The sequence below is a fragment of the Microbulbifer discodermiae genome, assembly GCF_040742695.1.
GTDB lineage: Bacteria > Pseudomonadota > Gammaproteobacteria > Pseudomonadales > Cellvibrionaceae > Microbulbifer.
Genome location: NZ_JBFLAB010000018.1, coordinates 65359 through 81385 on the forward strand (window position 1 = coordinate 65359; position 16027 = coordinate 81385).

Here is a 16027-nt window from a genome sequence, read left to right on the forward strand (position 1 = left end):
TAGCGGCAATCTGTTAAAGGCGACATCCAAGCGGCCATAGTCCACTGTCAGCACACTATTCAACAGGGGAATTGGCCCGGGGGCCGCGAGGGATTAAACTGCCACAGAGCACGGCTGCAGTGCATGCCTGACCACAACCATCAAATGAATAACAAAAGGGCTTGGCTATGCGTTGGATACTCTACACACTCGGCTTTCTCATCCTACTGGTGTTCGCCGGTTTTCTGTTTCCGCGGCAAGTTACAGTGGAACGCAGCGTCTACATCGCCAAGCCGCCGCCGGTGGTATTCCCCTATGTGAACAACTTCCGCAACTTCAACCGCTGGTCGCCCTGGTATCACCTGGACCCGGAGACCCAATACAGCTACGGGGGGGCAGCCGAAGGCGTCGGGGCATCCATGAGCTGGAGCAGCGATTCCGACGATGTCGGCAGTGGCAGTCAAACCATCACCGCCAGCGAACCTTTTTCATTGGTGCGCACCAGCCTGGATTTCGACGGCCAGGGCACGGCAGTGGCGGAATTCCGCCTGCAGCCGCAGGGTAGTGGCACCAACATCACCTGGTCTTTCAGCAGCGACATGGGCGAGGGTCCGGTGGCCCGCTGGATGGGTGTAGTGGTGAAAAGCATGGTGGGGGAATCCTACGGCCAGGGTTTGCAAAAACTGAAAGCGATCGCGGAATCGTCACTGGACCCGTCCAACCCTTCGGCCGCCACCACCGGCGGCGAATCGGACTCTGATACCAGCCCGGGCGCCGGTACCCAGTCCCCCGCGCAAAACAGCGCTCCTGTCGAGTCCGGTTCCGAACCTGCGGATTCCACGATGCTGGAAGAAGAGGCGGAAGAGCCCGTGGAGGAAAACAGGCACTGAGAGGTCGCGCGGGCTGCTGGCGCGGCCTTTTTCAACGGCCTGCTGTCCCGAACAGGGATGTTCGGGCCGCAAATCAAGCATGTAACTGCTTGATTTGCCGTGGAGGGTTTGCGGACATGCGCCGCAAACCCTGGTTGTGGAAAGCCAGGAAGGGCTTTTTCAACAACCTGCTAGTGCTTTGGCCGGCCCCCGCGCAGGCCGGCGACCGGCGGCTTGCGCAGCTTGCGCCTCTGGCGTTGCAGATTGCTCTTTTCGTCCTGGGTCAGCGGGCGCTGACTTAATTTGGGCAAACCCGCAGTAACGCAGAGGTCGTCGATATCCCTGGGCTCCATTTCGATCCACTGGCCGACCCGTACCTTTGAGGGGATAAACACATTGCCGAAGCGCACTCTTTTCAGGCGGCTGACCCGCGCGCCCTGGCTCTCCCACAGGCGCCGTACTTCGCGGTTGCGCCCCTCCATCACAACACAGTAGAACCAGCGGTTGTTGCCCTCGCCACCACTGTCCACAATATCCGTAAAGCGCGCCACGCCGTCGTCCAGCAGTACACCGGTCAGCAAACGCTGTTTCATTTCCTCATCCACCTGGCCCTGCACACGCACCAGATATTCCCGGTCGATCACGGACGAGGGGTGCATCAACTTGTTGGCCAGCTCACCGCTATTGGTGAACAGAAGCAGCCCGCTGGTATTAAAATCGAGGCGCCCTACGGATACCCACCTGCCACTGCGCAGGTGTGGCAGCCTGTCGTAAACAGTGGGGCGGCCCTCCGGATCGTGACGGGAACAGATCTCGCCCACCGGCTTGTTGTACAGGATGACTCTACAGCGGTCTTCCCGCTCGACCGGCAGCTTGCGGCCATCGAGTTCAACCAGATCGCTTCCGGTAACCCGCTCGCCCAATTGCGCCACTGTGCCGTTTACACTGACCCTGCCAGCTTCAATGGCCCGCTCCATTTCACGGCGGGAGCCCAGGCCCGCGCGCGCCAGTACTTTTTGCAGTTTCTCGCCGGCAGGCGCCGCGTCTTCAGTCATCAAGTCAGCTATTCCGTTTCTTCGGTTTCACGCAGTTCCTGTTCCGCCGGTGGCAGCGCTTCTGCTTGGTCAACATGATCGCCCCCACTATCGAACAGGCTGCTGGCCGGCAGTACAGACAAACTCGGCTCCACCACCATGCCGCTCTCCGCCGGCGCAACCGCCAGTGGTTCAAACTCGGGGGCAATTGCCGGGAAAATGGTGCCGCCGCCGGTATCGCTGCCATTGGGGACCGGTTCGTCCTGCGGTGAGTGTCGCTCCGCTTCAGGCTCCGCGGCCGCCTCTACCTCAGCTACACCCGCGTCGTCGGCAAGGGACTGCCCATCGTCGACCGGCGGTGGATTCTCATCGGCGGACTCGGGGGTATCCTCGCCCTGCGCCAACGCTACGGGGGCCAGGGCCCCGCTGTCGTCGGCGGAACCCGGCGCACCGCTCAAATCCAGGGCCTGGTTGAGGCTGTCGATATCGCGAATCTCCGCCAATGTCGGCAGGTCGTCCAGAGTGCGCAGGTTAAAGTGGTCGAGAAATTCCCTGGTGGTCGCGTAGAGCGCTGGCTTGCCCGGCACATCCCGATGTCCCACCACCTTGATCCAACCCCGCTCCGCCAGAGTTTTCACAATGTGGGAGCTCACCGCCACACCGCGAATCTCTTCGATATCGCCGCGGGTGATTGGCTGCCGGTAGGCGATGATAGCCAGTGTCTCCAGTACCGCCCGGGAGTATTTTTGCGGCTTCTCTTCCCACAACCGGTTCACCCAGGGCGCCAGATCCTGGGGCACCTGAAAGCGCCAGCCGCTGGCCACCTGGCGCAGCTCGAAACCCCGCTCGGCACAACTGTCGGCAATTTCCCGCAGAGTCGCCTGCAACTGGGCCTTTTCCGGCCGCTCGCCCTCTTCGATCAACGACAGCAACTTGTCCTCGCTAAGTGACTGGCCCGAAGCCAGCAGAGCACCCTCGACGACGCGGCGCAACAATTCTGGGGCAATTGTCATGTCTTTACTCTAAACACTATATTTACCACTATTAACCCGGCAACTCGTTGAATTGCCGGGTCAGGGCTTCCGCTCAGCGCAGTTCGCGGCAAAACTATCGATTTCGCGTCAGCGCTCAGGAAATCTCCGCCCCTACCGCCACCGCTGGGTCCAATCCGTCCTCAAGTGCGGCATCCTGGAATTGAGGCTCAGCTTCCTCCGGCTCCTGGCCGGCGGCGCGCACATGTATGGGCCCGAACGCCTGATTCTGTACCAGTTCCACCAGCGACTCTTTCACCAGCTCCATCACCGCGAGAAACGTCACCACCACACCAAGGCGCCCTTCCCCCACAGTGAACAGGCTGACAAAAGGCACAAACTGGCGGTGGCGGATACGATCCAACACCTGGGTCATGCGCTCGCGGGTGGACAGCTTCTCCCGCTGCACCTGGTGGCTTTCGAACATATCCGCGCGGCGCAAAACATCGGCCAGGGCCACCAGCACCTCGCGCATGGAAACCTCCGGGTCCGGGCGGGTGGCATTGCGATCAGGGCCTTTGATCACCAGCTGGTGGGTATCGCGCCCCATGCGCGGAATCTCATCCAGGTCCTCCGCGGCGGCTTTAAAGCGTTCGTATTCCTGCAGGCGGCGGATCAAGGCCGCACGGGGGTCTTCGCCCTCTTCCTCCTCGGCCTCCGGCGGTCGCGGCAGCAACATGCGGGATTTGATTTCCGCCAGCATGGCGGCCATCACCAGATACTCGGCCGCCAGCTCAAAGCGAATGGCCGTCATCATCTCCACATACGCCATGTACTGGCGGGTAATGTCGGCGACGTTGATCTCAAGAATATCCAGGTTCTGGCGGCGGATCAGATACAGCAGCAGATCCAGTGGCCCCTCAAAGGCCTCCAGAATCACCTCCAGTGCATCCGGGGGAATATAGAGATCCGCAGGCAGCTCGGTAAAAGCCTGGCCCCGCACCAATGCAAACGGCATTTCGCCCTGGCGGGGTGATTCCGTATCGGCAGTGACCGCCGGCTCCGGGACAGCATCGGCCTCCAGCGAGTCCCCGGCACCCGCTGGCACCCCGTTCGGCTCACCCACCTCGGCTATCAATTGTTCGTTGGACACACGGCCCGCCTTCGCAAAACACAAACGATCAATTATACATGGTACCGGCGCCGTCAGCTGGCAATTTCACCTATTTCGCCACAACCGTGGCGGATCAGCTGGGGTTCCTCGCCGGTGAGGTCCACCACGGTGGTCGCTTCCAGACCACAGAAGCCGCCGTCGATCACCAGCTCCACCTGGTGTTCCAGGCTGGTGCGGATATCGAAGGGGTCGGTCAGCGGTTGGACATCCCCCGGCATGATCAGGCTGCAACTCATCAGAGGCTCGCCCAACCCCTCCAACAGCGCCTGGGCGATGGCGTTGTCCGGCACACGCAGGCCGATGGTTTTGCGCTTTGGGTGCATCAGGCGACGCGGGACCTCCGCGGTAGCGGGCATAATGAAGGTGAAAGGTCCCGGAGTGTGGTTTTTCAGCAGGCGAAACATCTGATTGTCCACCTTGGCATAAGTGGCCAGCTCGGAAAGATCGCGACACATCAGGGTAAAATTGTGCTGCTTGTCCAGCTGGCGCAGCGCGCGGATACGCTCCAGTGCCAGCTTGTCCCCGAGCCGGCAACCCACCGCGTAGGCGGAATCGGTGGGGAACACGATTACCCCTCCGGAGGCGATGATATCCACCGCCTGGGCAATCAGCCTCCCCTGCGGGTTGTCCGGATGAATCTGAAAAAACTGCGCCACATTTACCCCCTTGCGTCAACACTTCCCGCTGGGCCGGCAGGCACCTCAGGTGTCGACTGGCCGGCCCCGTTCCAATGGGTTAGTGTGCCACAGATTCCACACCGGCTCGACGTCCTCCGGCAGGCGAACGCACCCCAACTCGCACCAACTCTGGCCCGGCTGATGGAAATCACTGCCGACTGAACACAGCAGTGGTTCCGCGTGGGTTTCCCTCGCCACCGAGGCCAGCAGCTGGCGCAGATCCCGGGTCTGGGTGGGGTTCTGACGACCGCACATCAGTTCTACCGCCGCGCCGCCAGCGCGATGGAAATCTATCAGTAGTTGGCGCAACTGTGTCCGCGTGAAGCCGTACTTGAGGGGGTGGGCCAATACTGCGGTTCCACCGGCGGCCTCAATACTGGCGATCGTCTCTGCCAGCTGCGGCCACTCCACGGCCACATCGCCCGCCTTGCCCGCACCCAGGTAGCGCCGGAATGCCCGCGCCACATCCTGCACATGGCCGGCCTCCACCAACCAGCGGGCAAAATGCGGCCGCCCCAATACGCCACTCTGCCCGGCGAAGCTGCGCGCGCCCGCCAAAGCACCCGTAAATCCGCGCTGTGCCAGTCGCGCCGCGATACGTTCAGCGCGCTCGCGGCGAAACAGGTCCCGCTCTCCTACCGCCGTCCTCAGTACCGCGGATTCAGAGTCGATATTCAGCCCCACCACATGTACCTGCCGCCTGCCCCAACGGGTGGAAAACTCGATCCCCGGCACTATGGTCACGCCCTCACGTTGGCCCGCCCGACGCGCGGCAGCGACTCCGGACACAGTGTCGTGATCGGTCAGGGCCAATATGGTCACGCCCTGGCAACGGGCTCTCGACACCAGCTCCTCAGGACTTAAAATACCGTCTGAGGCAGTGCTGTGACAGTGCAGATCGGGCAGATCTGAAGCGGTGACTTCCATTGGGATATTTGTCTCCAGCTGCACTCAAAATGGCGGAAAATCACCGCCGGAACGATTAATACCCATCGCTGTCATACCGGCGAACGGCTTAAATTCAGGAACAGGCGCCACTACACCAGTGGGCCGGCGAGGTCCGGGAAAGCCGCTGGTAGAGGTAGCGACTGTGGAGTCGGGCGGACAATTCCCGGTTTTTCGCCAGGAGCACACTGATTTTCTTCGCGGCCATATATTACCGGAATAGAGCATGACCGAAACCGATCAGACCATATCCACCACCGAGCGGCCGAAAAAAGAAAGCCTGCTGGCAAATCTGCTGCTGAACATCGTGATCCCCACGGTCATCCTGACCAAACTGTCCGGTGACCAGTGGCTGGGCACCAAGTTGGCAATAGTGGTCGCACTGGCTTTTCCCCTCATCTACGGCGGGCGCGACCTGCTGCAATCGGGCCGGGTCAACTTTTTTTCCGCACTGGGTATCATCAGTATTACCCTGACCGGTGGTATGAGTCTACTGGAACTGGATGCGAAGTACATCGCCATCAAGGAAGCCGCCATCCCCGGTTTGCTCGGCGCCGCCACTGTAGTCTCGCTCTATACGCGCTGGCCGCTGGTGAAAACCCTGCTGTACAACGACCGCATTCTGAACACCGCAAAAATAGCCCAGGCACTGGCCCAAAAGGGCAATGAAGGCCCCTTCGAACGGACTCTCGCTCTCGCTTCGTGGATGGTGGCCAGCTCTTTTTTCCTGTCCTCCACACTGAACTATATCCTGGCCAAGATGCTTCTGCAGAGCCCCCCCGGAACCGAGGCATTCAACGAGGAGCTGGGTAAAATGACCGCGCTGAGTTTTCCCGTAATCGCTCTACCGGCGACACTAATTCTCATGCTGACCCTGTTCTTCCTGTTTCGCCGCATCGGCAAGCTGACCGGCCTCAAGCTGGAGGAAGTGGTGGTGGCGCAGTAGATGCGCGCAAGCCGGGTACAATTTCGATTATAAGGGCACAGTTTCCATGTGGTACGCCATTATCAGCGAAGACGTGAACGACAGCCTGGCGCTGCGCCAGGGCGCGCGCGCGGAGCATATTGCGCGCCTGCAACGCCTCAAGGATGAAGGCCGCCTGTTGCTGGCCGGCCCCCATCCCGCCATAGACAGTGAAGATCCCGGTGCTGCCGGCTTCAGCGGCAGTCTGGTGGTGGCGGAGTTCCCGTCGCTGGAGGAAGCCCGGGACTGGGCTGACCGGGACCCCTATGTTGCTGCCAATGTCTACGCCAATGTAACCGTTAAACCTTTTAAACCGGTTCTGCCCTGAATAAATACCTCAATTAACCGATAATAAGTTGTATCAGAAAGATGAAACGATTGACTGGCCTCACCGCGGCGATTCTGGTCGCACTCAGCACAGCCACCTCCGCCCAGAGCGGCTCAACCCGCTTTATTACAGACCAGTTGCATGTGCCCATGCGCTCCGGTAAGGGCGGCGAATTCCGTATCCTTCACCGCGGCCTGCCCAGCGGCACCAGGTTGACCCTTCTGGAGGACGACCCGGAGGACGGCTGGTCCCGGGTTCGCACTCCCGCTGGACAGGAGGGCTGGGTGCGCCGCCAGTATCTGGTGTCGGAGCCGGTGGCCGAAATCAAACTGCAACAGGTGGAAGCCAGCCTGAGGCGCTTCGAACAAATGGAGGGCAACCTGGGTGGCGAAGTGCGCCGCCTGGAGACCGAGAACCGGGAGTTGAGCACTGCCCTCAGCGCGGAACAGACAAAGTCAGCCCAGCTGGCCGGAGAGCTCAAAGACCTGAAGTCACTGTCCGCAGATGCGGTGTCACTGAATCAGCGCCACCAGAAGCTGTTGCAACAGTACGAACTGGTGAAGCAGAAGCAGTCCATGGCAGAGGCGGAAATTCAGCGACTGTCTGACAGCGACTCCCACAAGCGCTTTATGTATGGCGCCGCGGCGGTGCTGCTGGGGGCAGTTCTGGCAATGATAGCCCCGCATTTGCGCCCCCGCCGGCGCCGCTCGGAGTGGGCCAACTGATCCAAACACAATTCTCGGGCCGCTGCGCGGCCTGACACGGTATGAGGGATAACCGATGATCGCGCGAATAGTGATTTTTTTGTTGGGAACAATTACCGGATTGTCGGCGGTGGCCGACAATCCGCAGGTGGAATTGAAAACCGATCTGGGCACCATACAGATTGAACTCTATCCAGCCCAGGCACCGGCCACCGTGGAGAACTTCCTCGGCTATGTAGACAAGGGCTTCTACGACGGCGTTATTTTTCACCGGGTGATTCCGGATTTCATGGCCCAAACCGGCGGCCTGACATTTGATTTCCAGCAAAAGGAAACCCGCGACCCGGTCACCAATGAATCCGACAATGGCCTTAAGAATTTTCGCGGCACCCTGGCCATGGCGCGCCACAACAATCCCGACAGCGCCACCTCACAGTTTTTCATCAACCTCAAACACAATGCCCACCTGGATGCGCAGGGAAGTAACACCGGCTACACAGTATTCGGCCGGGTTGTGGAGGGCATGGCAGTAGTGGACAAAATCGTCGCGCAGCCCCGCGGACTCTACCGCGCCTTTCCCAATGCGCCCAATATACCGGTACGCATTCTCTCTGCACGACGCAGGGCCGCGGCGGCTACTGTCTCAACCGATGATCCGCAAGGGGGCTAAACAGTGATCGCGCTCAGCGTCAATCTCAACAAAATCGCCCTGATTCGCAATTCCCGCCCGGGCAACTTCCCGGATCTGGTGGCCCACGGCCGCCAGTGTCTCGACGCCGGCGCCCAGGGACTGACCGTGCACCCGCGCCCGGACCAGCGCCATGTCCGGCCCCGGGATGTGCGCGACCTGGCCCCGCTCTGCGCAGGATTTAGCGGAGTCGAGTTCAACGTGGAAGGCAACCCCTTCGCGAAACCCACGGGGGAGTATCCGGGGCTGCTGGCACTGGTCATGGAAGCGCGTCCACACCAGTGCACCCTGGTGCCCGACAGCAACGATCAGCTGACGTCCGATCACGGTTTTGATCTCACCCGGGACGGCGACCGCCTGGAGCCAGTGATAAGTGCACTGAAAGCGGCCAATATCCGCGTCAGCCTGTTTATGGATCCGGATCTGGAGCAGATATCCCTGGCGCGGGAACTGGGTGCCGACCGTATCGAATTGTACACCGGGCCCTACGCCTGGGCCGCAGCGCAACAGAGCCCGGATCTCGAGCGGATTTTTGCCGCCCACTGCGCCGCCGCGGAACACGCCCTGCAACTGGGCCTGGGAGTGAATGCCGGCCACGATCTGAATCTGCTCAACCTGCCCCGCTATCGCAGCCTCCCCGGCCTGCAGGAAGTTTCCATCGGCCACGCCCTCACCGTGGACGCCCTGAATATGGGGCTGGAAAACGCGGTCTACGCCTACCTGCGCTGTCTCTCGGGCGACTGATGCCGAGCCTCAACATCATCGGCGCCGGCAGGCTGGGCAGAACACTGGGCTGTGTGTGGCACAGAAACGGCTTCTTCAGGGTTGGCTCGGTGTGCAACCGCAACCCGGCCAGCGCCTCGGCAGCCTGCAAATTTATTGGCGCCGGCGCGCCGGCGGAGTCCATCGGCGCTATGCCGGACGCCAACTGCTGGCTGATCGCCACCCCCGACGGCGAACTGGCCGCGGCGGCAGCCCAATTGGGTGAGCGGTTGCGCCGGAGTTCCGCGCCTAGCATTGTTTTCCACTGCAGCGGCGCCCTCAGCTCAACCCTCCTGGCTCCCTGTGATCCCGAGCGGGTTGCCAGTGCCCATCCGGTACACAGCTTCGCCGACCCGGCGCACTCGGTGGAAACACTGGCCGGCACCAGCGTCGCCATCGAGGGCGGCGCGACCGCCCTGGCACTGTTGCGTCGCGCCTTCGCGGCAATCGGCTGCGAGACCCTGGACCTGGCGGTGGAAAACAAATCCCTCTACCACGCCGGCTCGGTGTTCGCCTGCAACTATCTGTCGGTGCTGATGGATATCAGCCTGTTGTCCTTCGCCGCCGCCGGCATCCCGCGCGCAGAGGCCCTGAAACTGCTGAAACCGATTGTGGAGCAGACGGCACAAAACAATATGCGGCTGGGGCCGGAAGCCTCCCTGACCGGACCGATCGTCCGCGGCGATGTGGAAACTGTCAGTACGCAGCTCCGGGCCCTGGAAAAAGTGGACACCACCCTGGCGGAACACTATCGCCGACTGGGCCTGGCCTGTGTGGGACTGGCCCGACGCTCGGGGCTGCCGGAAGGTGACGCAGAGCGCATGGTAAAAGTTTTCAGCGAAGCACAGCTGTGAAAGATTCCCCAGAGTATCTGCAAAAACGCGCCTTCTTCGATAGCCTGCTGACCATCTACGGCCGTAAACCTGTGCTGGAAGCGCTGGAAGATCCCACCCTGCCGGTGCATAAACTGCACTTGGCGGAGAGCAACCGTAGCGATCAGATAGTGGCCCGCATACAGCAACTGGCCCAGCAGCGGCAGATAGAGGTCGCCTACCACGACCGCAGACAACTGGCACGCATTTCCAAAAACGGCCGCCAGGACCAGGGGGTGGCGCTGGATCTCGCCCTGCCCAGCTATGGCTCTGTGGATGCATTTATCGACACCCAGCTGAAGACTTGCACCCAACCCTGCGAATTGCTGGCACTGGATGGTATTACCAATCCGCAAAACCTCGGCATGATTATTCGCTCCGCCTGCGCCGGCGGCATGGACGGTATCATCCTGCCACGCCAAGGTTGTGCACAGATAGACCCACTGGTTATCAAGGCGAGCGCCGGCACCCTGTTCAGGACTCGCCTGTTGCGCTGTGACGAACTGGCTCCAGCCCTGCAACAATTCCGCCGCGCAGGTGCGCGTGTATGTGGACTCTCGTCCCATGCCGGGGACACACTGGCAGCTTTCCGCACCGATGCGGTGACAATTTTCGTGGTCGGCAATGAGACCCGCGGGGTCAGTGCATCGGTGGAGCAATGTTGTTCCGACTGGGTACGGATTCCCATGCACAACAATGTGGAAAGTCTCAACGTTGCGGTCACCGCCGCACTGATCAGTTTTCGCCAGCGCGGCTGATTGTTTTCGTCCCTCCCACCAGATGGACCACAACCGCTTCTAAAGGGGTGGTTTTTGCCACACCAAAGGTGCCCCCAAAAGGCCCACAAAGAAAACTGTCCACTGTTTCAATTACCTTTAGACGTCAGTTTTATCCCGTCCGACAAAAAATTGATTGTCAAGACAGGATACCGCCGCCACCAGTCCACAGAAACTGTGGATAGCTTTGTGGGCAAATTACCCGAATTCCTGCCCAGAGCCCGTGATACCTTTGTAACCGTTTTGTGAAGAAAATTTAATCAAACCAATAAACCGATTAAAATCAATGAGTTAACAGGCACAATAAAAGGCTGATTGCAAGAACAAGAGCTAACTGCAGCCTCAGGTGCGACAAGTCAATCGCTGTGGAAAGGATTTGACTGGTGAGTGGGGAGGAGCCGGCGGCGACTGCAGATCAGAGTATCCCGCAACCACCGTTTAGCCCCGCTCAAACATCAACATGGGCTTTAACCCATCGCCGTAAAAAGAAGAATGAAAGGCTGATTTTCAACTCTAGCGTCACCACTATCGCCAGAGCCGCTAGCTCATTAATTTTGCAGATGAAGTGTCAATTTTTTCAGCGGTGGTACCTTGAGCACCATCATCGGCCCGCACAGAGACAAGCGGATCGACCCTTCTAACACCATATTCCCGTAGATAAAACTGGTTGCTCAATAAGTTACAGGGCTACAAGGCTCATACAGGCACCGACCATGAGCGCTGCGCCGGCCGCCCATAGTGAACCGTTAAAGTCATGACTCGCCTGGTAGAGGTTATTGGCCACCAGAGGACCGAGAATCTGGCCAATGCTGTAAATAACGGTCACGGTAGCAAGCAGGTTGCCGCGAACCTGACTCGCAATCCGTTGAGCTGCTGGCATTACAATGGTGACCGTGCCCAGGAAGGTACCGCCGACCAGTAGAGCGCTGGTCAGATAACCGGCGCCGTTGGGGAGAAAAACAGGCAGTACCACACCGAAAGCCTGGACACCAAGATTCAACGCCAGCGACTTTTTCGTGCCGAGCTGCAGACGTGCCCAATGCCAAAGGAAGCACGAAGGAGCTGCACCCAATCCAAAGACTGCCCAAACATGCGCCGGGTCCACATCCGGAAGCGCAGTCTTCACCAGCAGTGGCAGGTAGGTCGCAGTGATGATGTAGCCAAAGCCAGCCAGGCCATAAATCATCACCAGAGGCACTTGCCTGACGCTGTCATCCCCGCCCGGTGTGACCGTTACCTGAGCGAAATCCTCTTCGCCGCCCGCTTTCAATACCGGTGCCGCCAGCAGCCCCAGCACGAGGCTGCTGATGCCGAGCATCAACCAGAGCCCCTGGCTGTCAGACCCCAGCTGCGCCGCGAGGACAACAAACTCAGCAGACAGGGCAATCCCAAATCCCACTCCCGCGTACAGCAGGGGGGCACCGTGCAGGTGCTTGCGATGCTCAAGCAACCACAGTGAAGCGGCGACCATGGCGACCGCACTGAAAACACCGGCAACACCGCGCACCGCGACAATTGCCCAGGTCGCCTTGAGAAGGGCCAGAACTGCCAGGCATAGGGCGGTGCCGGCTGTCGCCCATAGACAGACACGGTGCGCACTTGCCGGCTTGGCCTTGATAGCCAGTAGCGCCCCAATGAGATACCCCCCATAGTTGGCGGAAGCGGTTAGACTGCCACCGCTCAAACTGAGCACGCCGTCCTGAACCATATGCGGATAGAGCGCCGTATAGGCGAAACGACCAAACCCTATGCCTACGGCCATGACAAGCGCCGCGCCGATGGCGGGGCCCACACCAGCAGTGGAAAACTTCATGGCTCTTCCTGCATGAACAACTGGACAAACTTCTGAAACGCGGGAATCCCGTAGCCGCTGCGCCATATGAGATGGATATTTATGGAGCCCAGATCCAACGATGCCAGGTCGGCCGGAACATTGCTCAGTTCCAGCACACTGCGCGGCAACAGAGTGACACAGGAACCAGCAGCAACAGCAGCAACCATCGCGTGGTAAGAGCCCAATTCCTGGATTCTCCACTCGCCTCCGGCCACTATTCCAAGTCGGTCCTCTGCGATGGTTCTGTAGGTACAGCCCAATCTGAATGCTGCCAGGGATCGAGTAAGCACCTGCTCGGGAGTCGTTGCCGCCACGTCAGTAGCTGGCAGTAGCAACAGGAGTTCTTCCTGCCAGACTGGGAAGCCCTGCAAGTCCATCTCGGCCAGGCCCGGCTCCCCCTTTATCGCTGGGGGCAGCGCCACGAATGCACAGTCCAGCTTCCCGTTGCGCACCTGCTCTACAAGCTGTGCTGACGGGCCTGTACTGACCTCCAGTCTGGTTGCCTGATTGGCCCGGTTGAAGGACGCCAGCGGCGCCGCGATCCGGCTTGCCGCCGTGGACTCCATGCTACCGATGCGCAGTGTCCCGCCACTGCTACCTCCACCGACGACATGCCGGGCCTCATCCGCCAGCGCGAGCAAGCGTTGCGCATACTCCAGGAAGCGCTGTCCCGCGGTGGATAGCGTGATGCGCTTACCGGTTCGAATGAAGAGTTCCGCTCCCAACTCCGCCTCGAGATGCTGTATACGCGTGGTAACGTTGGAAGGCACGCGCCCAAGCCTGGATGCTGCCCGCGTAACGCTCAGCTCAGCGGCAACCACATCGAATATCTTCAGGGTTTCCAGATCCACATCATTCACTTTTTGATAATAATTATTGCAGTATATACTCAAAATATGAATGATTGATACCCATTATTCTTCACTAGGGCCTGTTGACACTAACGGAGTTGGCCCTGTTGTGACAGAAAAGGTGCCAATCGAGGCAAGAGGAGCGCGGTTTGGTTGTTCCAAATGAGCGACGAGCAACGAAGAGTGGCGCCTTTTCCGGCACAACCCGAAGGGCAGCCCCTGGTTTCGCGCCCTGCCGCGTTAGAAATTGCTTATGTGGAACCGCCACACAGCGCAATTCCTGCCTTGCAGGCAACAAAACCAGTGGCAGCAGGGCTATCTCAGTTAGTGTCAACAGGCCCTAGATGCCCCGACCCTTCAGTGGAGTCATTTGATAATGAGCAGCTCAAACCCACTTTCAACTCGACTGCTTATTCATCCCATTATTCAGGCACCGATGGCCGGTGTCGCAACGCCCGAGCTGGCCGCTGCGGTGTCGAATGCAGGAGGTTTGGGCTCGCTGGGCATTGGCGCGAGCAGCCTGCCCGAGGCCAGGCAGATGATCGAACAGACGCGCGCACTGACGACACGCCCCTTCAACGTCAACGTCTTCTGCCACTAACCTGCTTTGCGGGATGCAAGGCGGGAAGCAGCCTGGCTCGAGCACCTGAAGCCGCTATTCCTGGAATGCGGAGTCGACTTGCCGGCTTCGCTGGACGAAATCTACCGCAGCTTCATCGACAATGATGAAGCATTCGAGATGCTGCTAGAGACTCGACCCGCCGTGGTCAGTTTTCACTTTGGACTACCGGCCGCGGAGTGGATAGGTGCCCTGCGGGATGCCGGCATCTATACACTGGCGACGGCTACCAGTCTCGAGGAAGCGGGGCAAATTCAGGAGCGGGGCATTGATGCGATCGTTGCACAGGGCATTGAGGCGGGCGGGCACCGCGGTATCTTCGATCCCGATTCTGTCGATGAACAACTGAGTACATCCGTACTCGTTCGGTTGCTGGTCAAGAATTTCGACCTGCCGATCATTGCTGCCGGGGGTATCATGGATGGTCAGGGGATCAGCGCAGCCTTGAAACTGGGCGCAGCCGCTGCCCAGCTGGGAACCGCCTTCATACTGTGCCCCGAGTCCGCCGCCAATCAGGGCTATCGAACAGACCTCAAGAGTGAGCGCGCTGCTGTAACCCGCTTGACCTCAACGCTTTCGGGACGACCGGCAAGGGGCATCCGCAACCGATTCATCGACCATGCTGAGCTGGCGACAGCAGTAAAACCGATCGCCTATCCGGTGGCCTATGATGCGGCGAAACAGCTGAACGCAGCGGCTACCAAATTGGGAAATCATGAGTTTGCAGCGCACTGGGCGGGCCAGGGGGCTCCGATGGCACGTGAACTGCCAGCGGCACAGCTAGTTGCAACCCTGGTAAGGGAGATGTCGGTTTAAGGAATTTCTGATTAATTCGGGAGTGTCTTGCTTCGGGGAATTTTCTGTACTCACGTTTTTCCAACAATGATTTCCACTTACCATCCATAGGTGAGGCGACGTAGATTTAATAGAGTTATAAGTTTACGCCGCCTGCCCCACTGCTACCGATAGTCCTTGAAAGAGGTTTTCACTCCCACTCAATAGTGACGTTGTTTGAAAGCGTTGCTACACTAGCAGGCTGTTGAAATTCGCAGAATTTCGACGCCTGGTACCGGAATATTGATGTTCCGGCAAAATCAACGACGCCTAAGTCGTTGGTTTTGGGAGAAAAGTGAAAATCACATTTTTCGATTTTCGTGTTTTGAAACAGGCAGGATGCCTTTTTCAACCACCTGCTAGGCATTGCGAGCAGCAAAACAGAGTTTACAAGTTTTCTGCCTCATCTGCTCAACCATCATTTCCTAAAATTCCTAATAGATTCAATAGGTTAACATCAGAGCAACTTGCAAACATTACAAGTGCTATTGCCCTACTCCAAACGTGCCTTTTTCTACTATCTCAATGTCCGCTTGTGCTTTGTTGAGCAAGTTTTGCATTACAACGCAATTTACTTAAATTCTACGGTGTCAAAAGACTTAGCTACAACTGAGGTTCCATAACTGGATAGATGGTTAGTGTCTGAAAAATACGATCCTTTCAAATCGCCAAAATAACAAAACTCTTCGTCGCATAAATTTTCGTAAGCCTTTATGTATCTCTTCCCAAGTCGAGCCTCAAGAGCTTTATTAATTATGCTAATTTCGGATATGAAGTGCTCAAATTTAATTTTAGAGCCCTGCTCGTATTCTATTTCAGACATCTGATTGAATTTAAGCATGCGACTGTAGTCGGAGGCATGTTGAAATTGCGGTATTGGTATAGGGGAAACCACAAAAACTTTAATCCCCATCCTCTCGTATGAATCAACCTGTTTAAGCAAGTCGTCTAACATGTCTCTTCTTGTAGACGATCCATCGCTCGAATAATAACTCTCCGAATACTGGGGTAGCCTGATTTCTCCGGACAGTCCCGATTGTTACCATAGGCAATTGGGAGTATGTAATGACTATGAGAAAGACTTATTCAATAGAGTTTCGTTCAGAGGCCGTAAAGCTGGTCCTTGAGCAGGGCTTGACGCAGGCG

At 58.6% G+C, this 16027-nt stretch carries 17 protein-coding genes and 1 pseudogene; 9 read left to right on the plus strand and 9 right to left on the minus strand.

All coding sequences use genetic code 11. The features are described from left to right. The first annotated feature begins 167 nt into the window (after window positions 1-167). Entirely contained in the window at window positions 168-869 is a 702-nt protein-coding gene (locus AB1S50_RS08760; RefSeq protein WP_367150213.1) for an SRPBCC family protein, read from the plus strand. A 170-nt stretch (window positions 870-1039) separates the two neighbouring features. Here AB1S50_RS08760 and rluB read toward each other — a convergent pair whose 3' ends face one another. From rluB to AB1S50_RS08790, 6 genes are all read right to left on the minus strand, one after another. After that, complete coding sequence (gene rluB, locus AB1S50_RS08765; RefSeq protein ID WP_367150215.1) at window positions 1040-1903, minus strand: 23S rRNA pseudouridine(2605) synthase RluB; 864 nt, start codon at window positions 1901-1903, stop codon at window positions 1040-1042. An 8-nt stretch (window positions 1904-1911) separates the two neighbouring features. Continuing rightward, entirely contained in the window at window positions 1912-2895 is a 984-nt protein-coding gene (scpB, locus tag AB1S50_RS08770) for an SMC-Scp complex subunit ScpB (RefSeq protein WP_367150216.1), read from the minus strand. A gap of 115 nt (window positions 2896-3010) precedes the next feature. Continuing rightward, entirely contained in the window at window positions 3011-3937 is a 927-nt protein-coding gene (locus AB1S50_RS08775) for a segregation and condensation protein A (protein WP_367150232.1), read from the minus strand. Between the two features lie 122 nt (window positions 3938-4059). Continuing rightward, entirely contained in the window at window positions 4060-4683 is a 624-nt protein-coding gene (locus tag AB1S50_RS08780; protein ID WP_367150217.1) for an L-threonylcarbamoyladenylate synthase, read from the minus strand. A gap of 45 nt (window positions 4684-4728) precedes the next feature. Further along, the gene (locus AB1S50_RS08785; RefSeq protein ID WP_367150218.1) at window positions 4729-5631 is read right to left on the minus strand and encodes a PHP domain-containing protein; all 903 of its coding nucleotides are present in this window, start codon (window positions 5629-5631) and stop codon (window positions 4729-4731) included. 94 nt (window positions 5632-5725) lie between these two features. Next, window positions 5726-5857 (minus strand): hypothetical protein, encoded by a 132-nt coding sequence (locus tag AB1S50_RS08790; protein WP_367150219.1) that lies wholly within the window; start codon window positions 5855-5857, stop codon window positions 5726-5728. Window positions 5858-5875: 18 nt separating this feature from the next. Between AB1S50_RS08790 and AB1S50_RS08795 the strand changes: the two genes are divergently transcribed. Genes AB1S50_RS08795 through AB1S50_RS08825 form a run of 7 tightly spaced genes read left to right on the plus strand, consistent with a single transcriptional unit; the run spans window position 5876 to window position 10725 of the window. Next, a complete protein-coding gene (locus AB1S50_RS08795; protein WP_367150220.1) occupies window positions 5876-6595 on the plus strand; it encodes a VC0807 family protein in 720 nt (239 codons plus the stop codon). Window positions 6596-6641: 46 nt separating this feature from the next. Beyond that, window positions 6642-6941, plus strand: coding sequence for a YciI family protein (locus AB1S50_RS08800; protein WP_367150221.1), 300 nt, complete (start codon window positions 6642-6644; stop codon window positions 6939-6941). Window positions 6942-6982: 41 nt separating this feature from the next. After that, window positions 6983-7666, plus strand: a complete 684-nt coding sequence (locus AB1S50_RS08805) for a TIGR04211 family SH3 domain-containing protein (RefSeq protein ID WP_367150222.1) — start codon at window positions 6983-6985, stop codon at window positions 7664-7666. A gap of 55 nt (window positions 7667-7721) precedes the next feature. Beyond that, window positions 7722-8315, plus strand: a complete 594-nt coding sequence (locus tag AB1S50_RS08810; RefSeq protein ID WP_367150223.1) for a peptidylprolyl isomerase — start codon at window positions 7722-7724, stop codon at window positions 8313-8315. Window positions 8316-8318: 3 nt separating this feature from the next. After that, complete coding sequence (locus AB1S50_RS08815; RefSeq protein WP_367150224.1) at window positions 8319-9077, plus strand: pyridoxine 5'-phosphate synthase; 759 nt, start codon at window positions 8319-8321, stop codon at window positions 9075-9077. Further along, complete coding sequence (locus tag AB1S50_RS08820) at window positions 9077-9949, plus strand: Rossmann-like and DUF2520 domain-containing protein (RefSeq protein ID WP_367150225.1); 873 nt, start codon at window positions 9077-9079, stop codon at window positions 9947-9949. Before AB1S50_RS08815 ends, AB1S50_RS08820 begins: the two co-directional genes overlap by 1 nt. Beyond that, window positions 9946-10725, plus strand: a complete 780-nt coding sequence (locus tag AB1S50_RS08825) for a TrmH family RNA methyltransferase (RefSeq protein ID WP_367150226.1) — start codon at window positions 9946-9948, stop codon at window positions 10723-10725. The genes AB1S50_RS08820 and AB1S50_RS08825 overlap by 4 nt, the downstream gene beginning before the upstream one ends. 697 nt (window positions 10726-11422) lie before the next feature. Here AB1S50_RS08825 and AB1S50_RS08830 read toward each other — a convergent pair. After that, on the minus strand, window positions 11423-12556 hold the full coding sequence (locus tag AB1S50_RS08830) for a YbfB/YjiJ family MFS transporter (RefSeq protein ID WP_367150227.1): 1134 nt from the start codon (window positions 12554-12556) through the stop codon (window positions 11423-11425). Continuing rightward, on the minus strand, window positions 12553-13428 hold the full coding sequence (locus tag AB1S50_RS08835) for a LysR substrate-binding domain-containing protein (RefSeq protein WP_367150228.1): 876 nt from the start codon (window positions 13426-13428) through the stop codon (window positions 12553-12555). The genes AB1S50_RS08830 and AB1S50_RS08835 overlap by 4 nt, the downstream gene beginning before the upstream one ends. A 376-nt stretch (window positions 13429-13804) precedes the next feature. On the opposite strand from AB1S50_RS08835, the pseudogene AB1S50_RS08840 reads away from it, so the two are divergent. Beyond that, window positions 13805-14863 (plus strand): annotated as a pseudogene (locus AB1S50_RS08840) (NAD(P)H-dependent flavin oxidoreductase). A 589-nt stretch (window positions 14864-15452) separates the two neighbouring features. Here the strand turns inward: AB1S50_RS08840 and AB1S50_RS08845 are convergent. Beyond that, window positions 15453-15836 carry an SGNH hydrolase domain-containing protein gene (locus AB1S50_RS08845; RefSeq protein WP_455363743.1) on the minus strand — a complete coding sequence of 128 codons (384 nt, stop codon included), beginning with the start codon at window positions 15834-15836 and terminating at the stop codon, window positions 15453-15455. Window positions 15837-16027 lie beyond the last annotated feature (191 nt).

Coding starts and splice junctions, on each gene's coding strand:
- AB1S50_RS08820 (WP_367150225.1), top strand. CDS start 9,077: ATGCCGAGCCTCAACATCATCGGCGCCGGCAGGCTGGGCAGAACACTG.
- AB1S50_RS08790 (WP_367150219.1), bottom strand. CDS start 5,857: ATGGCCGCGAAGAAAATCAGTGTGCTCCTGGCGAAAAACCGGGAATTG.
- scpB (WP_367150216.1), bottom strand. CDS start 2,895: ATGACAATTGCCCCAGAATTGTTGCGCCGCGTCGTCGAGGGTGCTCTG.
- AB1S50_RS08800 (WP_367150221.1), top strand. CDS start 6,642: ATGTGGTACGCCATTATCAGCGAAGACGTGAACGACAGCCTGGCGCTG.
- AB1S50_RS08830 (WP_367150227.1), bottom strand. CDS start 12,556: ATGAAGTTTTCCACTGCTGGTGTGGGCCCCGCCATCGGCGCGGCGCTT.
- AB1S50_RS08845 (WP_455363743.1), bottom strand. CDS start 15,836: ATGTTAGACGACTTGCTTAAACAGGTTGATTCATACGAGAGGATGGGG.
- AB1S50_RS08810 (WP_367150223.1), top strand. CDS start 7,722: ATGATCGCGCGAATAGTGATTTTTTTGTTGGGAACAATTACCGGATTG.
- AB1S50_RS08785 (WP_367150218.1), bottom strand. CDS start 5,631: ATGGAAGTCACCGCTTCAGATCTGCCCGATCTGCACTGTCACAGCACT.
- AB1S50_RS08795 (WP_367150220.1), top strand. CDS start 5,876: ATGACCGAAACCGATCAGACCATATCCACCACCGAGCGGCCGAAAAAA.
- AB1S50_RS08805 (WP_367150222.1), top strand. CDS start 6,983: ATGAAACGATTGACTGGCCTCACCGCGGCGATTCTGGTCGCACTCAGC.
- AB1S50_RS08760 (WP_367150213.1), top strand. CDS start 168: ATGCGTTGGATACTCTACACACTCGGCTTTCTCATCCTACTGGTGTTC.
- rluB (WP_367150215.1), bottom strand. CDS start 1,903: ATGACTGAAGACGCGGCGCCTGCCGGCGAGAAACTGCAAAAAGTACTG.